Consider the following 18,793-nt stretch of genomic DNA (forward strand, 5'->3'; position numbering starts at 1 on the left):
CAATTTGATTGCATTGCTATCATCGCCATCAAAGTAAGATGAGTAGAGTGCAATCACATGGCCAGCATCACGATCCGCAACCTGGACGATGAGGTCAAGGAGTTGCTGCGCCGTCTGGCGGCGGAAAACGATCGCTCCATGGAAGAACAGGCGCGGGTGATGATCCGGGCCGCCGTCGACGGCCAGGTCGGCCCTGTTGGCCGTCTCGACCAGATCGAGAAAGCCCTTCACGAACTGGCCACTTCGCAAGCCACCCCTACCCCGGCGTCGGCACTAGCAGGCAAGAGCTTGCCGCGAGGCACGCTTTCCAACAAGCGCATCCTGCTTATCATCGGCGGCGGCATCGCCGCTTACAAGGCGCTCGACCTCATCCGTCGGCTGCGCGAGCGCGGCGCGGCGGTGCGCGTCGTCATGACATCGGCGGCGCAGGAGTTCGTCACCACGCTGTCGGTCGGTGCGCTCTCCGCCGACCATGTCTTCACCGACCTGTTCGACCGCAATGACGAGCACGATGTCGGCCACATCAGGCTGTCGCGCGAGGCGGACCTCCTGGTGGTGGCGCCCGCCACTGCCGACCTGATGGCCAAGCTCGCCAATGGCCATGCCAGCGATCTGGCCTCGACCGTGCTCATCGCCACCGACAAGCCGGTGCTGATGGCCCCGGCGATGAACCCCAGGATGTGGTCGCATCCCGCCACCCGCCGCAACCGCGCGAGCTTGGGCAAGGACGGCATCACCTTCGTCGGCCCTGCCAAGGGTGAGATGGCTGAGAGCAATGAGGCCGGCGAAGGCCGCATGGCCGAACCGCTTGAGATCGTCGCCGCGGTCGAGGCGCTACTCGATGCCGGCCCCAGGCCACTGGCGGGGCGCAAGATCATCGTCACGTCGGGCCCGACGCACGAGCCGATCGACCCGGTGCGCTATATCGCGAACCGCTCGTCCGGCAAGCAGGGCCACGCCATCGCCGCGGCATTGGCAAGGCTCGGCGCCGATGTGCGCCTCGTCTCCGGTCCCGTCACCATCGCCGATCCGGCCGGAGTGAAGACCCTCCATGTCGAACGGGCGCAGGAGATGCGCGACGCGGTGGAACAGCTTCTGCCCGCCGACGCCGCGGTGTTCGTCGCCGCCGTTGCCGACTGGCGGACCGAGAATTCAGCCGGTGAGAAGATCAAGAAGGTCGCGGGCGAAGGCCCACCGGTGCTGCGCATGGTCGAGAACCCCGACATCCTGGCGGGTGTCGGCCATCACAAGCAGCGACCAGGCCTGGTCGTCGGCTTTGCCGCCGAGACGCAGGATCTCTTGCGCAACGCCGAGGCCAAGCTCACGAAGAAAGGGGCCGATCTCATCGTCGCCAACGATGTGTCCCACCAAAGCGGCATCGGTCCTTCAGGCGTGATGGGCGGTGATCGCAACCGGGTGCGGGTCGTGTCGAAAGCCGGCGTCGAGGAATGGCCTGAAATGACCAAGGACGAGGTAGCGGCACGGCTTGCCGCGCTCATCGCCGAGCGATTGAAAACCATCGTCGTCTGACAAGTGTCGGCGGAAGCGTTTGCCGCCAACACCCTGTCGCTTGCGGTGAGCCAAGCCGTCAGTTGGCCAAAAGCTCCGCCGTGCGAGCAAGCGCACCGCCGAAGCCATTGAGCGGAATGGAAAAGCTTACGACTTGCCCCGTATCGGCCGCGAACGCATCGATCTTGAGTGTGGTGCCGTTCTTGAGCAGCGGCGTGACATTGGCATCGAACGCCACCGGCACCAGGCAGCCGACCACCTGGCAGGTGCTGAACGGCAGGCTGCCGTCGAGCTTCTGATCGTCGATGGTCAGCGCGACACCCTTGGCAAGCGCCAGACCGAAAGGCAGGGCAAGCGTTCCGGTCGCATCCTCGCCGGTCTTGCTCGACAGCTCGATCGCCAAAAGCCGTTGGTTGCTTTGCTTGTTGAACTGCTGGTGCGACAGGCTGCAGACCTTGTTCGTGCCCGATATCTGGCAATTGACCGTCCAGTCGCCATGGGTTTCGGACAAGGCCGAAGCACCACCCGGCAGTTGCGGCACGTCAGCTGCGGCGGGCGTTGCCGCCACCTTGTCGCCCTTGGTTTGCGCCGCCATGGCCGGCAGGCCTGCGATGCAGGCAGCACCCAGCACTGCTGCAAAATACGCGTATTTCCTCATCAAGATCTCTCCCGCCCGGCTCCGCCTCAAGCCAGCCTAGAAACTGACCTTGAGAGACGCGCTGACTGCATTCTGTTTGACCGTTTCCCCGAAGGCGCCATTATATCTGACGGACATGACGACGCCATCGACGCAATTCAGCTCGAGGCCGGCGCCGACCCGATAGAGCGGCGAATCGATCGCCTCCGTCAAGTGCAATGCGGGGGGTGCCAGCAGATTCTCCGCCGCGCCGAAGCGGCCTTCGATCTCCCACTCCTTGGTGGAAAAAAGTTGAAACCTGCAACCGACCCTTCTTCCTTGCCGGAAACACGCAGCCTGCGCGGGTGGCAGCCCTTGAGCGGGCGCGGTGTGAGGGTGATCGGCATTCTCGCATGGCATCGTCGGGCAAAAGCCCTATATATCTGGTGTGATGAGATTTTTTTGCAGGAATAGATGGATGTGTGCGCGTCGTTCATCGATGATATCAACATTGGTGGTGCTGGCTGGAGCGGTTTGCGCCGGCTTTGCGATGCCCGCTTCCGCGCAGGTGCTCAATCCCACGGTCAGAAACAACACAGTCATCCAGCAGAACGATCTGCAGGCGTTGCAAAACCGGGTTCAGCGGCAGCAGTTTCAGCAGCAGCAACAGCAGTATCGTGCCCAGGATCGCATCATCGTCCAGCAACCGCCGCCGGTCGTGCCGCAGGTTAGGCCGAGCTGCCAGACGCAGATAATCGGCAACACCGCCGTGAGCACCTGCCGCTGACGAACGGCAGCTTCTTTTATTTAGCCGACTTACATGATAGGGCACTTCAGGTGCCCCTGCGGCAGTTTGGATTTTGCAAAGGCGTCGCAGCACGCTAAGGGGCATTGCAGCGACTGGATTATCGAGATGGCAGCCACCAAGAAAAAGACCGTACGCCAAGCCAAGAAAGGCGAAAGGATCCGCCAGGTGGCGGCGATCCCCTTCCGGCTGAATGCGCATGGCGGCATCGAGGTGATGCTGGTCACATCGAGAACCACGAGACGCTTCATCGTGCCCAAGGGATGGCCGATGAAAGGCAAGAGCGGGCGCAAGGCAGCCACCATCGAGGCACTGGAGGAAGCCGGCGTGCTCGGCAAGACGCTGAAGCAGCCGGCGGGCACCTATTCCTACTGGAAACGTTTGGCCAACCGCTTTGTCCGCGTCGACGTCGTCGTGTTTCTGCTGGAAGTGACGGAAGAGCTTGCCGATTGGCAGGAAGCCAAGCGGCGGCAGCGGGCCTGGCTGGCGCCGGCCGACGCCGCGATGCTCATCGATGAGCCCGATCTCTCGACGCTGGTGAACACCTTGAAGTTTCCCGGACCCGCGCCGCTCGAGCAGGCATAAGCCTCAATTGTCCGCGCCCTCATCTTCAGGAAGCGGCCGTGCCGGCGGGCCGCTATAGGCCCACAGCCATTCGCGCGGCAGCGGCCCCTTGTTGCGCTCGGACTGCTGAGATTGCTCCCAGGCATGCGCCAGGATGCCGACGGAACGCGACAGCACGAAGAGTCCGCGCGTCAGCGGCGGCGGAAAGCCGAGTTCGCCATAGATGACGGCGGTGGCGCCATCGATGTTGAGCGGGATTTTTTTGCCCTTGCGCCGCGCGACGTCGGCCTCGATCGCCTCGGCAATGTCGGCAAAGCGGCCGTTGACCACGCCACGCGCGGCAAAATCTCTGACCAGTTCCAGCAGGCGCGGCGCGCGCGGATCGACAGGATGGAAGCGATGGCCAAGCCCCGGCACATAGCCCTTCTCCTGCCCGAAGAACCGGTCGAGACGTGTCGAAACCGCTTCATTGAGGCCCATGCCGCCATCAAGCGCCACGGCAATATCGCCATAGAAGGAAAGCGCCTGCTCGCCGGCGCCACCATGCACGTCGCCCAGCACGTTGATGGCCGAGGCCATGGCGCTGTTGATGCCGACGCCACAGGTGGCCGCCATGCGGGCGATGGCGATCGACGGCGCCTGTGGCCCGTGGTCGACGGCCGCCCCCAAGGCAATGCCGAGCAGTGCCGCCTCGTCTTCGCTGGGCAATTCGCCACGCAGCATCAGCCAGATGACAGCCGGGAAGCTGACGCGGCCGATCAGGTCCTGGATCTCGTAGCCGCGCAGCCGGATCACACCGGGGCTCATCTCGATGATGCCGGTCTGCCACCATTCCTCGCCGCGCGCGCGGCCTGTTTTCTTCTCCACGCCGCTCATGTCAGGGCCTTTGCCTTGGCGCGCGGCGGCAGGCCGGCGAACACCTCGTCAATGTGCTCGCCCAGCACAGGCGGCGGCCGCGTCGGCAACGGTGCCGTACCGTCTACCATGAACCCGCCGCGCAGGACGGTCAGCGGCCCATCCATGCCAGCCACATCCTCGAAACGAGCCGTCACCTGGCGTTCGAGCACTTGTGGTTCGGTCAGCACTTGCGGGATCGTCAGTACCCGGCCCGCCGGCACGCCGGCTCGGTTGAGCGTCTCTTCCCAAATTGCCGCCGGATCGCTTGCCAGAGCATCCTCGATCTCGACCTTGAGCGCGGCACGGTTCTGCTTGCGGGTCTCGCGCTCGGCAAAGCGCGGGTCCGACGCCAGTTCCGGCCGTCCGATCAGCCGGCACAGCGTCACGAACTGCTCCTGCTTGTTGGCGGCGATGTTGATGAGCCCGTCGCTGGTGCGGAAGGCGCCGGAGGGAGCCGCCGTCATGTTCTCATTGCCCATCGGCTTGGGATCGACCCCTGCCGTCAGGTAATTGGAAACAGGCCAGCCAAGCGCGGAAAGCGTGCATTCGAGCATCGACACGTCGAGGAACGCGCCCTCGCCCGATGTCTTCTGCCTGACCAGCGCCGCGGCGATCGAGAACGCGCCGACCAAGCCTCCCAGCGTATCGGCGACGGGATAGCCGACGCGCAGCGGCGCGGTTTCCGGCGTGCCGGTTATGCTCATGATCCCGGAAAGACCCTGGATGATCTGGTCATAGGCCGGGTTGTCGCGCATCGGCCCGCTCTGCCCGAAACCCGATATCGCGCAATAGACGAGGCCTGGGCGGACCACCCTCAGCATCTCGTAGTCAAGCCCGAGGCGTTTCATCACGCCGGGCCGAAAATTCTCCACCAGCGCATCGGCGCTGGCGACCAGGTCGAGGAAGCGCCCGCGATCCGTGTCCTTCTTGAGGTCGAGCATGACCGATCGTTTGCCGGCGTTCTGGGCCAGAAAGGATGCGCCCATGCCGGCATTGTTGAGCTTTGGAGAGCCGCCGAGCTGGCGCGCCAGATCGCCGCCTTGCGGCCCCTCGACCTTGATCACGTCGGCTCCCAGCAAGGCCAGCTGATAGGCACAGTACGGCCCGGCGAGCACATTGGTCAGGTCGAGGACGCGGATACCGGAAAGCAGGTCTGTCATATCTTTTCAGATCGCTCAGGCATCGCCCGGCACATGTTCGGGACCGCGCCGCCGCCGGTTTTCGATGAAGGCCCAGACATGCGGCCCGACCAGGCCGATGAAGGCGAGCGTCAGCAGGGTCAGCGACAACGGATGCTTGTAGAACACCGACCAGTCGCCGTTCGAGATGGTCATCGCCCGGCGGAACTGGGTTTCGGCAAGCGGTCCCAGGATCATGCCGATGATGACGGGCGCGGTCGGGAAATCGAACCGCCGCATCAGGAAGCCCGCGGCGCCCAGGAGATAGAGGATGACGAGATCGATCGGGGACTGCGAGATGCCATAGGTGCCGACAGTGGCGAACACCAGGATCCCGGCATAAAGCTGCGGCGCCGGGATCTTCAGCAGCCGCACCCACAGACCGATCAGCGGCAGGTTGAGGATGACCAGGATGACATTGGCGATGAATAGGCTGGCGATCAGGCCCCAGACAAGGTCGGCCTGTGTCGTCAGGAGCAGCGGTCCCGGATTGATGCCGTAGCTCTGGAAGGCCGAGAGCATGATCGCCGCCGTCGCCGAGGTCGGCAGTCCAAGCGTCAGCATCGGCACCAGCACGCCGGCGGCGGACGCGTTGTTGGCGGCTTCCGGCCCTGCAACGCCTTCGATGGCGCCGACCGTACCGAACTCCTGCTTGTGCTTCGACAGTTTCTTTTCGATGGCATAGGACAGAAAGGTCGGGATCTCGGCGCCGCCGGCCGGCATGGCGCCGATCGGGAAGCCGATCGCCGCTCCCCGCAGCCAGGCCTTCCACGAACGCCCCCATTCGGCCGCCGTCATGTAGAGCGAGCCTTTCAGCGGCACGATCTCGTCTTTGCCGGCATAGCGGCGCGAGGCCATGTAGAGCGTCTCGCCAACCGCGAACAGGCCGACGGCGGCGATGATGACGTCGACGCCGTCGAGCAACTCGGTCATGCCGAAGGTGAAGCGCGGCTGGCCCGTCTGCAGATCGACGCCGATCATCCCGATTACAAAGCCGGCAAACAGGCTGGTCAAGCCTCGCACCGACGACGACCCAAGCACCGCCGAAACAGTGATGAATGCCAGCACCATCAGCGAGAAATACTCCGCCGGGCCGAAGGCCAGCGCGAACTTGACCACTATAGGCGCCAGAAAGGCGACGCCCAGCGTGCCGAGTGTGCCGGCGACGAACGAGCCGATCGCCGAGGTGGCGAGTGCTGCGCCGCCGCGGCCGGAGCGGGCCATCTTGTTGCCTTCCAGCGCCGTCACGATGGTCGCGCTCTCGCCGGGCGTGTTGAGAAGGATCGACGTCGTCGAGCCGCCATACATGGCGCCGTAATAGATACCGGCGAACAGGATGAAGGACGCCTCCGGCGCCACCTGATAGGTGATCGGCAAGAGCAGCGCGATGGTCAGTGCTGGCCCAAGGCCAGGCAGCACGCCGATGGCGGTGCCAAGCGTCGTCCCGAGCAGGCACCACAAAAGATTGGTCGGGCTGAAAGCGACCGCGAAACCGTGTGCGAGATGGCCGAGCGTATCCATGGCGTCAGCCTCCCAGCGTGCTGGTGAACGCGTCGATCACCATGTTCAGCTGGTTCTCGACGACACCAGCGCCGATGTTGACGCCGAGCGCCTTGGCAAAGCCGAAATAAGCAGCCAGCGCCAGCACCAGGCCGGTGAGCACATCGCGCAGCGTATGCCTGCTGCCGAAGCCGTAGCAGACGAGAACGAACATGATGACCGACGCGGCGGTGAAACCGAGCGGCTGGATGAGCACAAGATTGGCCAGCAGACCGATGACGACGAAGCCCATCGCCTTCCAGTCGGTCGGCGTTTCCTTTTCCTCCTCCGGCTGCCAGCCGCCGCGAAGCGCGGCGAGGATGAGCAGCAGGGAAAGCACAATCAGGCCGACCATGGTCAGATAGGGAAAGACGGTCGGACCAACCTTGGAATAGAGCGGCGAGACCGGGATCGCCAGCGTCTGCCAGGCGACGGCCCCGGCGCAGGCCAGGAGGCCGACGCCGATCAACAATTCCGGTACGGCAAGTCGCGGCGGCACTGCCTGCTGGTCGGTGGTGCTCATGAATGTCCTCCCCGCTATGGATGGCCACGATCTGGTGGCCAAAACAGCCGCCTCCAGCAGCCGGCTTCGTCGTACCTTCACGCTGCATGGCCGCATGCGATCGATGCGTCGAGAAAAGGAGGAGGCGGCACGAGCCGCCCCCTTGGGGAAATCAGGCGAGACCGAGATCCTTGAGGATGGCCTCGATGCGAGCCGAATCCTCAGTGACGAATTTGGCATAGTCGTCGCCGGTGAGCAGGATGGACGTCCAGTTGCGGTTCTTGCATTCGGTCGCCCATGCATCGCTCTTGGCCATGGCTTCGACCAGCGTGATCATGGCCGCCTTGTCGGCGTCGGAAATGCCGGGCGGCGCGAAGACGCCGCGCCAGTTGAACAGTTCCACATCGATACCGGCTTCCTTGAGCGTCGGCGCGTCGATGCCGTCCTGGCGCTTGTCGGCCGAAATGGCGAGCAGCCTGAGCGCGCCCGCCTTGACTTGCTCGGAGAACTCGCCGAAGCCGGAAATGCCGGCCGCCACCTGGTTGCCGAGCAATGCCGACAGAGCTTCGCCGCCGCCCGCGAACGGTACATAGGAGAGGCTGGGAGCCGGAACGCCGACCGTCTTGGCGATCAGGCCGAACAGGATGTGGTCGGAGCCACCGGCCGAGCCGCCCGCGACAGGAACCTTCGTCGGATCGGCCTTCAGTGCCGCGACGAAATCGGCGGCCGTCTTGAACGGCGAGTCCGCCGGCACCACCAGCGCCTCGAACTCTCCGGTGAGACGGGCGATGGGCGTGACTTGGGTCAGGTTGTTGGCCGCCTTGTTGGCGATGATGGCGCCCACCATGACCATGCCCGCGACCATGAGCGCATTGCCTTTGCCGCTCCACTGATTGATGAACTGCGGCAACCCTACCGTTCCGCCGGCACCACCGACATTGGTGATCTGCGAGCCGGAGATGAGCTTCTCGCCGCGCAGCACCTGATCCATCGTGCGCGCCGTCTGGTCCCAGCCGCCGCCGGGCGCCGCCGGCACGAAGATCTGGACTTGAGGCGCACCTTCGGCGAAGGCGGGTGAGAAATGCGATGCCACCAGCCCGGCCGCGCCAGCCGCCGCCGTACTCATCAAAAATCTGCGTCTGTTCAGCATGGGATTCCTCCAGATCACGACACCTCCTCCGGTGCCTGCCAAAACGCGCCTGTTCACAGACCCGTGATCAAGTTCAAGCAGATTTTACCTTGTTCCGTCAACAGGAACGACATTCTACTGGACAGAACGGTCCGGTGGCGCGACAGAGTGGTTCCGCTCGGGCTTCACCGAATTGGGAACCGCAATGGACTTACCAGGCAACTCGGCTGATGCGGAAATCCGGCGTACCTCCGTCGAAGGTGTTGCGGCACTCGACCGGGCGATCGCCATCCTGGATGCCTTCAGCACGGCCGACCGCTCGCTAAGTCTTGCTGAAATCGCGATGCGCACCGGTCTTTACAAAAGCACGATCCTGCGGCTCGCCAATTCGCTGTTGCGCGGGCAACTGCTCGAGCGCCTGGACGATGGGCGCTATCGCGTCGGACCCGCCGCCTTTCGGCTGGGCGCGCTTTACCAGCGTTCGGTGGTGGCGGTGGACATCCTGTTGCCGATCATGCGCGATCTCTCCGAACGAAGTTGGGAGAGTGTTGCCTTCTACGTCCGCTCGGGAGACGTGCGCACCTGTCTTTACCGGGTCGAATCCAAGCATCCGATCCGCTACACGATACGCGAAGGCGACGTATTGCCTCTGCTGGCTGGTTCGGGCGGGCGCGTGCTGGCGGCGTTTTCGGGACAGCAGGGCGAACCCTACGAAACCATCCGCAAAACGTGCAATTGTCTCGCTGTGGGTGACCGCGACCCCGAAACGGCAGGCGTCTCGGCGCCGGTTTTCGGGCCGGGACACGCGCTGCTTGGCGCCTTGACGCTGGCTGGTCCAAGCACGCGCGTCGACGCTGCCTTCCTTGAGCGCATGAAGCGCCCGCTGCTCGAGGCGGCGGCCCGCGCCACTCGCGCCTTCGGCGAGGATGCCTCCATGCTGGAGCAGGCGAGCCTCGCGACGGCGGCTTTGCCCTAGCTCCCGCGGTGATGGCGTCGGAAAGGCCTCCAACCTCCGTTCGCCGCCCATGTAGGGAAGCTGCCCCCAAGGCCGGCTGCGGCAGGTCAAGGTGTGCAGCGGTTTTCCGTCCGGATTGCGCGTTTGTAGCGCCTGGCCGGGTGATTGTCGGCGCCCTCGCCTCGCCTGACACCCCTCAGGGCAGCCGCTCCAGCAGCATGGTCGGCGCATCATGATAGAGGGTCTGCGTCAGCTCGATATAGCCGCACTTCCTGGCGACGTTCAGCGAAGCCGAATTTTCGGGATCGATGATGCAGACGGTTCTGGCACCTCCGAACGTCTCGTCGCCCCAGCCATGCACGCGGCTGACGATCTCCGTGGCAAGACCGGCGCCGTGCGCGGCCGGTGCGAGCGCCCACCCCGCCTCGGGAATGCCTTCGATCGACGGCTCCATGTCGCGCTTCAGATCGTGGAACCCGGCCTCACCGATGAAACGGCCGGTCGCTTTCTCCTCGATGGCCCAGAAGCCGTAGCCAAGCAGCGACCACAGGCCGGCATGGCGCAGGAAGCGCATCCAGCTTTCCTCACGCGTGCGCGGCTTGCCGCCGATGAAACGGGTGACGACGGGGTCGGCCCACATGGCGGTATAGGCGTCGAAATCCTTCAGTTGGTGCGCCCTTAGAATGGTTCGCTGGGTCTCGATGACCGGAACACCGTGCGGATTTTTCATGACGATATGCCTCGCTGATCCTCAGCGCTTAGCAAATCGCTGGTGCGGGGCAAGGGCCAGGGGGATACGCGCCATCATCCAGGGAAGGCCTAGTAATCGAAGCAGAACTTCAGCCGTGCCAAACCATATTCATGTAGACACCGCCACACTGCAATTCATCCAGCATCTGGTCGAGCCGCTTTCGCCTGGTGTCCGGACGCTTGGCGCGGCCGATCCAGCCGAGATAGTCGTTCTTCTGATAGTCCGGCCGAGCCTGATCCCGGTGTTCGCGGCGGCGATGGCGCGCGGCTACGGCGCCTGATCTTCGGCGGCGACAGTTTCAAGCGGGGCGATCGGCACCAGGGGCGCCGGAATGCTGGTCGTCTTCACCTCTGCCTTGCAAATATCGGCAATGACGCAGGCCGGGCAATCCGGCTTGCGCGCCTTGCAGACATAGCGTCCGTGCAGGATCAGCCAGTGATGCGCATGGCGCATATATTCGTCCGGGATGATCTTCAACAACCCCTGCTCTACCTGTTCCGGCGTCTTGCCGGGCGCCAGGCCAAGCCGGTTGCCGATGCGCAAGATATGCGTGTCGACCGCCATCGTATGCTGGCCGAAGGCCATGTTGAGCACGACATTGGCGGTCTTGCGCCCGACACCGGGCAAATTGACCAGTTCATCGCGGTCATCCGGCACCTCGCCGCCATGGTCGCGGATCAGCGCCTGCGATAGGGCGATGACGTTCTTGGCCTTGTTGCGCCAGAGACCGATGGTCCTGATATGGTCGCCGAACTTGGTTTCACCGAGCGCCAGCATCTTTTGCGGCGTGTCCGCAACCTTGAACAGAGCCCGCGTTGCCTTGTTGACACCGGCATCGGTCGCTTGCGCCGAAAGCACCACCGCCACCAGCAGCGTGAAGGCATTGACGTGTTCGAGTTCGCCCCTCGGCTCCGGCCGCTGCACCGAAAAACGCCGGAAAATCTCATGCACTTCAGCCGGGCTGTAGCGGGACGAGCGCCGCGCCGGCCGAGGGCGCGGCTTGGCATTGGAGCCATCACGGCGTCCGGCCGGCAGCTCTTTTTCGGGCATGGAAGACTCATTGGACTTGGGACGCGCCATTTCCCTCCTATAATAGTCTGTCATGAGTGACACAAACGCCTCGTTTCAGGCTGACGAGCCCTTCTTTCATGCGTTGCTGACCCCGCACCGGTCGCTGGGCAGGACGGGCTTCCTGATCCTGATGGGCGCACTGATGTTCGGCTGGTTGGTGACGGGTGCGTTTTTCCTGTCGCGCGGTGCCTGGCCGGTGTTCGGCTTCTTCGGCCTCGACGTGGTGGCCGTCTACATCGCCTTCCGCGTCAATTACCGGGCTGCACGCGCCCGCGAGGAAGTGTCGGTCTCGCGCACCAGCCTCGACATTCGCAAGACGGCCCCCTCGGGAAAGTCGGAAGCGCATCGCTTCAATCCGTTCTGGGTACGGTTTTCGATCGCCCGGCACGCCGAGATCGGCATCACCAAAATGACCGTGGAAGCACAAGGCCAGAACGTGCCGATCGGCGGCTTCCTCGACCCCGATTCGCGCGAGAGCTTCGCCACCGCCTTCTCGCGCGCGCTGGCGACCGCCAAGGCGCGCTAAAAGCAATTCCAGGAAATTTCCGTTGGGAAAGCCTTGCCGTAGAGTGTCATGAGCAAGCTCTCTTTTGCCCCTGTCAGATGGACTTTTTCGCCAGCCATCAGCGGCTCCCTGGCTCGAATCCCGAGTCTATCTGGGCAAGTGCTGCAAGAAGGCAGGTTTCGGGTGGCGATCGGCGCCCCGAGGGGCGATATTCCAGCCCAAGGAGACAGTCCATGAGCACACACACGGCAGTCCTCAAGAAGGACATCACGCCTGAGGGCAGCGACTACGAAATCGTACGCCGCGCCATCGAAAAGATCAGTCTCGACTATCGCGACCAGCCATCGCTGGAAGAACTGGCCGAGGAGGTCGGCGAGACGCCGACCGGCTTGCAAAAACTCTTCACCCGCTGGGCCGGCCTGTCGCCCAAGGCTTTCCTGCAGGCGGTGACGCTGGATCATGCGCGCAGGCTGCTCGATTCCGGCATGCCTCTGCTCGAAACCTCCTTCGAACTGGGCATGTCCGGCCCCGGCCGGCTGCACGACCTGTTCGTCACCCATGAGGCGATGTCACCGGGCGACTACAAGACGCGCGGCGCCGGCCTCACCATCCGCTACGGCTATCACACCTCCCCGTTCGGCACTGCCCTGATCATGGCCACCGACCGCGGGCTTGCCGGCCTCGCCTTCTGCGACGCAGGCGAGGAACGCACCGCTTTTGCCGATATGTCAGGCCGCTGGCCGAACGCGCTCTATGTCGAGGACAGGGAAGCGACGGGGCCCTATGCCGCGCGCATCTTCGAGCCGACGCTGTGGCGCGCCGATCAGCCGCTTCATGTCGTCATGATCGGGACCGACTTCCAAGTCCGCGTCTGGGAGGCGCTGCTCCAGATTCCGATGGGCAAGGCCCGTACCTATTCCTCGATCGCGGCCAGCATCGGTGCGCCGAGCGCCAGCCGCGCGGTCGGCGCCGCCAACGGCGCCAACCCGCTCTCCTTCGTGGTGCCTTGCCACCGCGCCATCGGCAAATCAGGCGATCTCACCGGCTATCACTGGGGCCTGACCCGCAAGCGCGCCATCCTCGGCTGGGAGGCGGGGCAGATTTCGTCGTGAAATGTCGATTTTTGCTTTCTGCCACAGAAAATATATGAGTATTTGGAAATACGCAGTATTATTGCGCTTGATTTTGGAACTTCTGGATACAACCGTGGACAACCGCCGGTTTCTTCACGAGCGTTATTTCGATATCTTATTTAAGTTTACGCTAAATTAACCACGATAAAGCGATGATGACCCATATTAATTCGGGCGATCCGACTTAATAGGAGAATCTCGATGAAGTTGTTCCGCACCGTGTTTGGTGCAGCCTTGCTGGTCACGTGCCTGGACCACGCGGCGATGGCCACAACGCAGAATGTCATCTTCAATGGCACGGTCACCGCGACCTGTACGCTTGTCGTCGGCACCAACGGCACCATGACGGTGAGCGCCGACCTTCAGTCGCTGAGCTCCCACAACAGCGGCGGTTCGGCTGGAACAGTCACGCTCACCACCACCGGAGGTGTTTCACTTAGCGTCGATCCGGTGACCCTCACCACCGTGCCCGCCGCCGACAGCACCGCCACCACCTGGACACCGACCTATTCGGCCAGCGGCGCCCACACGACCGCTGAAACGGGGGCCGCCACCGCCCTCGCTGTCCCCGGCGCCGACCTTGTCTCGGTCCATCTCGCTGGCACCAAGGGCGGCAGCAACCGCTTCGCCACCGGAAACTATCAGGCAACGGTAACACTGCGCTGCGAATAGCCGTCGCGAAGGAGGGGTCCTTGAAACATGCACGAATCCTGGCGGCGGCGCTGGCCGTCGGCCTGCCGGCCCTTGCCGCCAACGCCCAGTCGATGTCGCCGATGCGGGGTGAGGTCAACAGTTTCACCGACGCCTTCGCGATCCGCGTGTTTCCCGCCAATCCCTACGGCCAGAAGATCAAGGTCGAAATCCACGTCTACGATCAGAATTTTCAGCCAGTGGATGCCAAGATCTCTCCGAGCGTTTTCCAACTGGGCTCGCAGGCTTCCCGTCCTGTCCTTGTGGTCGTGCCCTTCGGCGGCGCTGCCGAGCGTAAAGTGCGTATCTGTACCGAGAGCATCCCCTTTCCCAATCAACAGACGCAGATAAGGGCACAGATATGCGGAAAGTTTTTTGGGCACCGCAAGTCCTGACAGTCGCGTTTGCGGCAACCTGGGCAGGGATCTCGCCGGTTCTGGCCGAGGATGTCTACAACCTCAATCAGAATGAGAGCGGCTTCAACCTGCCCGGCGTGACCTTGCCGCAAGGGCAGGATGAGGTCCACGCTTCCGACGGAACCACCTGCCGCTCCGCCGTATCGGGCACCGGTGCCTATCTCGATCTTGGCGTTATCAGAGGCAACAATCAGGCGAACAACGACATCGCCACCTACGGCCGCGTGGTGATTCCGATCGGGCGTACGCCGAAGCGCGTCGACTGCAGCCGCCTCTACGAGCTTGAGGTCGAGCGCCTGCAGCTGGAGCTGAAGCTCCTCAAGATGGGCCTGGGCGGTGACGGGCCGACTGCGAGCGTGGCCGCCAGCGCACCTACGCCCGTGGCCACGTCACCCGGATGGGCCAACGAAGGCTGGAGCATCAGGACCGGAAGCGGCGATGGCAAGAAAAAGAAGAAGAAATAGCCGCGCGCTGCTCGCGATGGCCGCGCTCGCCGGCTGCTGCCTTCCGGCGCAGGCCGCGATCATCGGCACCTGCACCATCATGGTCGGGGCATCGGGCACGATGACCGCCAATCCGGCCATCGGCATACTGGGCTCCAAGCAGGCAGGCGGATCAAGCGCCAGCGCCACCGTGGTGGCAAGTTCCCTGCTGTGCTCGCTGCTCAACTTGCTGGACTGCTATTCGGTTTCAGCGCCGGCGCCTGCCGCATTCTCTTCCGCGCCGAGCGGCGGCGGCACCAACGTGACCTTCGCCTCGGTCTTCCGCCTCGATGGCTCGGGGGTCGACAACAATGGGGGCGTGCCGCAAAGGGTCGCCAATGGCACCCACGCCATGCAGATCGACCTCACCGCCACCAAGTCGAGCGGTATCTTTCCCGCCGGCAACTATCAGGGCATCGTCACTGTGCTTTGTGAATGACGCGGCAAATCACGCTGGACCATTCGCGTGGTCTGGCATCGAACGGCTTGGCAGGATAGCTTCCGCGCATCAGCAGGAGGCATTTCTTGATTATCGTAGTCGGTTCGATCAACCTCGACCTTATCGCTAATGTCGACCGCTTGCCGAGCCCCGGTGAGACGGTGAGCGGTTCCAGCTTCACGACGGCCCCCGGCGGCAAGGGCGCCAACCAGGCACTCGCCGCCGCGCGTGCCGGCGCTCAGGTGCGCATGGTCGGCGCCGTTGGCAAGGACAATTTCGCCCCCGAGGCACTGGCTTTGCTGCGCGAGGCCAAGGTCGACCTGTCGGGCGTGGGAGAGACCTTTGCCTCGACCGGCACGGCGCTGATCATGGTCGGCGATGACGGCGAAAACATTATCGCCGTGGTGCCCGGCGCCAACGCTTCCGTGGTGCCCGGCGACCTCTCCAAGGCTTTTCTGACAAAGGGCGACGTCGTGCTGCTGCAGCACGAAATTCCGCTCGCGACGGTCGATGCGGCCCTCGACCAGGCAAGGGTGGCCGGCGCGATCACTGTCCTCAACACGGCCCCTTTCCATGGCGGGGCAGCCGCCTTCCTCGGCAAGGCCGACTATGCGGTCGCGAACGAAACCGAATTCGACCTCTATGGCGAAGCCCTTGCCCTGAAAGGCCGCGATCGTGCAGCGCGCATGCGCGACTATGCCAGCAAGACTGGACGCATCATCGTCGTCACGCTCGGTGGCGACGGCGTGATGGCGGCAACGCCAAGCGAATTCCTGACCGTCCCTGCTTTGCAGATCACGCCGGTCGACACGGTCGGGGCCGGCGACACTTTCTGCGGCTATTTCGCCGCCGGCCTGTCGTCGGGCCTCACGCTCGAACAGGCATTGGCGCGTGCCGGCGCCGCCGGCTCGCTGGCTTGCCTTAAGCCCGGCGCCCAACCGGCGATCCCACTGGCCAAGGATGTCGACCAGGCGCTGCAAGAGGCCGGTTGAAATGATGCGTCCCCGCACGAAGCATGCCGTACCGGCGGCCGGCGACATCTGCCGCCTGTCGGCTGTCGAACTTGCCGGTGCGATCCGCCGGAAGAAGCTCTCCGTGCGCGAGGTGGTGACGGCGTTCCTCGATCGCATCGATGCGGTCAACCCGCTGGTCAACGCCATCGTCTCGTTGCGCGACCGTGCCGACATACTGCGCGAGGCCGATGCCGCCGATATCAGCCGGACCGATGACACCGGCGCGCTCTTTGGCCTACCCATCGCCATCAAGGACCTTGCCTCGACCACCGGCCTCAGGACCTCGTTCGGCTCGCCGATCTTCGCCGATTTCGTGCCGCGGGAAGACGATTTCTTCGTCGAACGCATCCGCGACGCCGGCGCCATCATCATCGGCAAGACCAACGTTCCCGAATTCGGGCTCGGCTCCAACACCTACAACAATGTTTTCGGGCCGACGCTGAACGCTTTCGATCCGGCGCTGACCGCCGGCGGCTCGAGCGGCGGAGCGGCGGTGGCGCTGGCGTTGGACATGGTGCCCATCGCCGATGGCAGCGACTTCGGCGGCTCGCTGCGCAACCCGGCGGCCTGGAACAATGTCTACGGTTTCCGGCCGTCACAGGGGCTCGTGCCCAGCGGTCCCGACTTCGAGGTCTTCCACGCGCAGATGGGCGTCGAGGGGCCGATGGGCCGCAACGTCGCCGACATGGCGCTGTTGCTCGACGTGCAGGCTGGCTACCATCCGCAGGCGCCCCTCTCCTACGAGAAGCAAGGCTCCTTCCTCGAAGGCCTGGCGACGGCGGCGACCGGTGGCCGTATCGCCTGGCTCGGCGATCTCGGCGGCCATCTGCCGATCGAACCCGGCATCCTCGACTTATGCGAGGCAGCACTCGCACGGTTCACGGATGTATCTTTCCTGACCGAGCCCGTGCGACCGGATTTCGATTTCGAGGCACTCTGGCAGGCCTTCGTGACGCTGCGCCAGGCCAGCAGCGGCTGCGCCCTAAAAGTACACTATGACGATCCCGCCAGGCGTGGCCTGCTGAAGCCGGAAGCCGTATGGGAAGTGGAAAACGCGATGCGGCTGACGGCGCCGCAGATACGCGCGGCCTCGGTCGTCCGAACCTCCTGGTACCGCACGCTGCTGTCGATCTTCGACCGCTTCGACCTCATCGCGCTGCCGACCGCGCAGGTCTTTCCGTTCGATGTCGGCACCCATTGGCCGCGCGAGGTCGCGGGACGGACGATGGACAGCTATCATCGCTGGATGCAGGTTTCGGCCTTCGCCACCCTGGGCGGTTGCCCGGCGGTCAATGTTCCCGTCGGCTTCGACGACAGGGGCCGGCCGATGGGCATGCAGCTGGTCGGCAAGCCACGCGGCGACCTCGCCGTGCTGAAGGCCGCGGCTGCCTATGAGACGACGCTGCCCTGGCCCGCGGGGGCTTGAGCCAGACGCGGCGCGCGCCGGCTTGCGTCGTCTTCGCCGCCATGCATTGATTGTCGCCTGACAGGCCGCGATAGCGGCATTGCGAGGAAAAATCATGTCGCTGGAACTCTACGCCGCCTATGTCCTTGCCTGCATCGTCATCATACTGGTGCCGGGACCGACGGTGACGCTGATCATCGCCAACAGCATCCGCCACGGCACTCGCGCCGGTCTCGCCAATGTCGCCGGCACGCAAGCCGGCCTAGCAGTCATGATCGTCATCGTCGGCATCGGCCTCAACACGCTGATTTCGGGCATGGGCCACTGGTTCGAGTGGGTCAGGCTGATCGGCGCGGCCTACCTGATCTGGATGGGCGTGCAGATGTTCCGCTCGAAGGGCACGCTGAACGCCGACGGAACCGCCCGCAAACCACGCGGCGGCTTCTTCCTGCAGGGCTTGGCCGTGGCGCTGAGCAATCCAAAGACGCTGATCTTCTTCGGCGCCTTCTTTCCGCAGTTCATCTCTCCCGCCGGCAACTACGCACTGCAGATCGTCATCATGGGCCTGACCGCCATGATCTTCGCCGCCATGTCGGACTCGACCTATGCGCTCGCCGCCGGCCGCGCCGGGCGCATGCTGTCGGCCAGCCGCATCAAGCTCCTGTCGCGGATCAGCGGCAGCTTCATGGTCGGCGGCGGCCTGTGGCTGGCGTTTTCGAAGGCAAAGTAACGGCGAAAGCGCCTTCTCCATAAATTTTTGCGGAGACATATTGAAGAATTGTACGCTGCTGCACAACTCTTCACTATGCGCAAATCAAACGTTTCCTTTCGGGATCGCTTGCTTATTTGGCAATACGAGTACAGCGACGCAGTGATCGGCACCGCTTTCTTTTGCGCCTTTGCGCTGATGAAATCCATTGCGATTGTAGGGCTCCAGGCCAATCCGGTCGTCACCACTCAACGCGTGATGGCCGTGGTCGAATACATCAGAGTGAAACCTGTCAGCCCGTATGCCATGGTGGGTCACAATCTATACTACACCTACGACGTGCGCCTTGATGACGGCAACACGCGGATTTCGATCGACGACGACGTCGAGCGACCGCATCTTGTTGGCTCGCTCGTTCCTATTGAACGTCAACACCACAAGCACGGCGTCGACACCTATCGATTGCTCAATGGGTGACAACGCGC

General features: G+C 63.8%; 23 protein-coding genes. 14 read left to right on the plus strand and 9 right to left on the minus strand.

Going from position 1 to position 18,793, the window contains the following annotated elements; genetic code table 11:
- The first annotated feature begins 57 nt into the window (after window positions 1–57).
- Window positions 58–1,530, plus strand: a complete 1,473-nt coding sequence (coaBC, locus tag FJ950_RS23020; protein ID WP_210242366.1) for a bifunctional phosphopantothenoylcysteine decarboxylase/phosphopantothenate--cysteine ligase CoaBC — start codon at window positions 58–60, stop codon at window positions 1,528–1,530.
- Window positions 1,531–1,588: 58 nt separating this feature from the next.
- Here the strand turns inward: coaBC and FJ950_RS23025 are convergent, their stop codons facing one another.
- On the minus strand, window positions 1,589–2,167 hold the full coding sequence (locus FJ950_RS23025; RefSeq protein WP_140618837.1) for an invasion associated locus B family protein: 579 nt from the start codon (window positions 2,165–2,167) through the stop codon (window positions 1,589–1,591).
- Between the two features lie 436 nt (window positions 2,168–2,603).
- Here FJ950_RS23025 and FJ950_RS23030 point away from each other — a divergent pair, with 436 nt between their 5' ends.
- Window positions 2,604–2,912, plus strand: coding sequence for a hypothetical protein (locus FJ950_RS23030; RefSeq protein ID WP_140618839.1), 309 nt, complete (start codon window positions 2,604–2,606; stop codon window positions 2,910–2,912).
- A 126-nt stretch (window positions 2,913–3,038) separates the two neighbouring features.
- On the plus strand, window positions 3,039–3,515 hold the full coding sequence (locus FJ950_RS23035; RefSeq protein WP_140618841.1) for an NUDIX hydrolase: 477 nt from the start codon (window positions 3,039–3,041) through the stop codon (window positions 3,513–3,515).
- A gap of 3 nt (window positions 3,516–3,518) precedes the next feature.
- Here FJ950_RS23035 and FJ950_RS23040 read toward each other — a convergent pair whose 3' ends face one another.
- The 5 genes from FJ950_RS23040 to FJ950_RS23060 form a co-directional block, all read right to left on the minus strand.
- Entirely contained in the window at window positions 3,519–4,370 is an 852-nt protein-coding gene (locus FJ950_RS23040) for a citryl-CoA lyase (protein ID WP_140618843.1), read from the minus strand.
- On the minus strand, window positions 4,367–5,551 hold the full coding sequence (locus tag FJ950_RS23045) for a CoA transferase (protein ID WP_140618845.1): 1,185 nt from the start codon (window positions 5,549–5,551) through the stop codon (window positions 4,367–4,369). Before FJ950_RS23045 ends, FJ950_RS23040 begins: the two co-directional genes overlap by 4 nt.
- 15 nt (window positions 5,552–5,566) lie before the next feature.
- Window positions 5,567–7,090, minus strand: coding sequence for a tripartite tricarboxylate transporter permease (locus FJ950_RS23050; protein ID WP_140618847.1), 1,524 nt, complete (start codon window positions 7,088–7,090; stop codon window positions 5,567–5,569).
- Window positions 7,091–7,094: 4 nt separating this feature from the next.
- Window positions 7,095–7,631 carry a tripartite tricarboxylate transporter TctB family protein gene (locus FJ950_RS23055; RefSeq protein WP_015315737.1) on the minus strand — a complete coding sequence of 179 codons (537 nt, stop codon included), beginning with the start codon at window positions 7,629–7,631 and terminating at the stop codon, window positions 7,095–7,097.
- Window positions 7,632–7,782: 151 nt separating this feature from the next.
- Window positions 7,783–8,760 (minus strand): tripartite tricarboxylate transporter substrate-binding protein, encoded by a 978-nt coding sequence (locus FJ950_RS23060; RefSeq protein ID WP_015315736.1) that lies wholly within the window; start codon window positions 8,758–8,760, stop codon window positions 7,783–7,785.
- Between the two features lie 184 nt (window positions 8,761–8,944).
- Between FJ950_RS23060 and FJ950_RS23065 the strand changes: the two genes are divergently transcribed.
- Window positions 8,945–9,715, plus strand: a complete 771-nt coding sequence (locus FJ950_RS23065; RefSeq protein ID WP_140618848.1) for an IclR family transcriptional regulator — start codon at window positions 8,945–8,947, stop codon at window positions 9,713–9,715.
- Window positions 9,716–9,890: 175 nt separating this feature from the next.
- Here the strand turns inward: FJ950_RS23065 and FJ950_RS23070 are convergent, their stop codons facing one another.
- From FJ950_RS23070 to nth, 3 genes are all read right to left on the minus strand, one after another.
- Entirely contained in the window at window positions 9,891–10,424 is a 534-nt protein-coding gene (locus FJ950_RS23070) for a GNAT family N-acetyltransferase (RefSeq protein WP_140618850.1), read from the minus strand.
- Between the two features lie 109 nt (window positions 10,425–10,533).
- The gene (locus tag FJ950_RS30195) at window positions 10,534–10,638 is read right to left on the minus strand and encodes a YdeI/OmpD-associated family protein (RefSeq protein WP_140619009.1); all 105 of its coding nucleotides are present in this window, start codon (window positions 10,636–10,638) and stop codon (window positions 10,534–10,536) included.
- Between the two features lie 74 nt (window positions 10,639–10,712).
- The gene (gene nth / locus FJ950_RS23080) at window positions 10,713–11,525 is read right to left on the minus strand and encodes an endonuclease III (protein WP_140618852.1); all 813 of its coding nucleotides are present in this window, start codon (window positions 11,523–11,525) and stop codon (window positions 10,713–10,715) included.
- A 22-nt stretch (window positions 11,526–11,547) separates the two neighbouring features.
- Here nth and FJ950_RS23085 point away from each other — a divergent pair, with 22 nt between their 5' ends.
- The 10 genes from FJ950_RS23085 to FJ950_RS23130 all read left to right on the plus strand — a co-directional run bounded on the left by FJ950_RS23085 (window position 11,548) and on the right by FJ950_RS23130 (window position 18,785).
- A complete protein-coding gene (locus FJ950_RS23085; RefSeq protein ID WP_023770603.1) occupies window positions 11,548–12,042 on the plus strand; it encodes a DUF2244 domain-containing protein in 495 nt (164 codons plus the stop codon).
- Window positions 12,043–12,254: 212 nt separating this feature from the next.
- Complete coding sequence (locus FJ950_RS23090; RefSeq protein ID WP_140618854.1) at window positions 12,255–13,133, plus strand: bifunctional helix-turn-helix domain-containing protein/methylated-DNA--[protein]-cysteine S-methyltransferase; 879 nt, start codon at window positions 12,255–12,257, stop codon at window positions 13,131–13,133.
- Window positions 13,134–13,355: 222 nt separating this feature from the next.
- The gene (locus FJ950_RS23095) at window positions 13,356–13,826 is read left to right on the plus strand and encodes a hypothetical protein (RefSeq protein ID WP_015315729.1); all 471 of its coding nucleotides are present in this window, start codon (window positions 13,356–13,358) and stop codon (window positions 13,824–13,826) included.
- 20 nt (window positions 13,827–13,846) lie between these two features.
- A complete protein-coding gene (locus FJ950_RS23100; RefSeq protein WP_140618856.1) occupies window positions 13,847–14,239 on the plus strand; it encodes a hypothetical protein in 393 nt (130 codons plus the stop codon).
- Window positions 14,206–14,724: a hypothetical protein gene (locus FJ950_RS23105; RefSeq protein ID WP_140618858.1), complete on the plus strand. Its 519-nt coding sequence runs from the start codon at window positions 14,206–14,208 to the stop codon at window positions 14,722–14,724. Before FJ950_RS23100 ends, FJ950_RS23105 begins: the two co-directional genes overlap by 34 nt.
- Window positions 14,699–15,181 (plus strand): hypothetical protein, encoded by a 483-nt coding sequence (locus tag FJ950_RS23110; RefSeq protein WP_140618859.1) that lies wholly within the window; start codon window positions 14,699–14,701, stop codon window positions 15,179–15,181. Before FJ950_RS23105 ends, FJ950_RS23110 begins: the two co-directional genes overlap by 26 nt.
- 86 nt (window positions 15,182–15,267) lie before the next feature.
- Window positions 15,268–16,173, plus strand: a complete 906-nt coding sequence (locus FJ950_RS23115; protein ID WP_140618861.1) for a ribokinase — start codon at window positions 15,268–15,270, stop codon at window positions 16,171–16,173.
- Window position 16,174: 1 nt separating this feature from the next.
- On the plus strand, window positions 16,175–17,620 hold the full coding sequence (locus tag FJ950_RS23120; RefSeq protein WP_140618863.1) for an amidase: 1,446 nt from the start codon (window positions 16,175–16,177) through the stop codon (window positions 17,618–17,620).
- 94 nt (window positions 17,621–17,714) lie between these two features.
- On the plus strand, window positions 17,715–18,329 hold the full coding sequence (locus FJ950_RS23125; RefSeq protein ID WP_140618865.1) for a LysE family translocator: 615 nt from the start codon (window positions 17,715–17,717) through the stop codon (window positions 18,327–18,329).
- 48 nt (window positions 18,330–18,377) lie between these two features.
- Window positions 18,378–18,785 carry a hypothetical protein gene (locus FJ950_RS23130; protein ID WP_181171407.1) on the plus strand — a complete coding sequence of 136 codons (408 nt, stop codon included), beginning with the start codon at window positions 18,378–18,380 and terminating at the stop codon, window positions 18,783–18,785.
- The last annotated feature ends 8 nt before the right edge of the window (window positions 18,786–18,793 follow it).

The sequence above is a fragment of the Mesorhizobium sp. B2-3-14 genome (genome assembly GCF_006442175.1).
GTDB lineage: Bacteria > Pseudomonadota > Alphaproteobacteria > Rhizobiales > Rhizobiaceae > Mesorhizobium > Mesorhizobium australicum.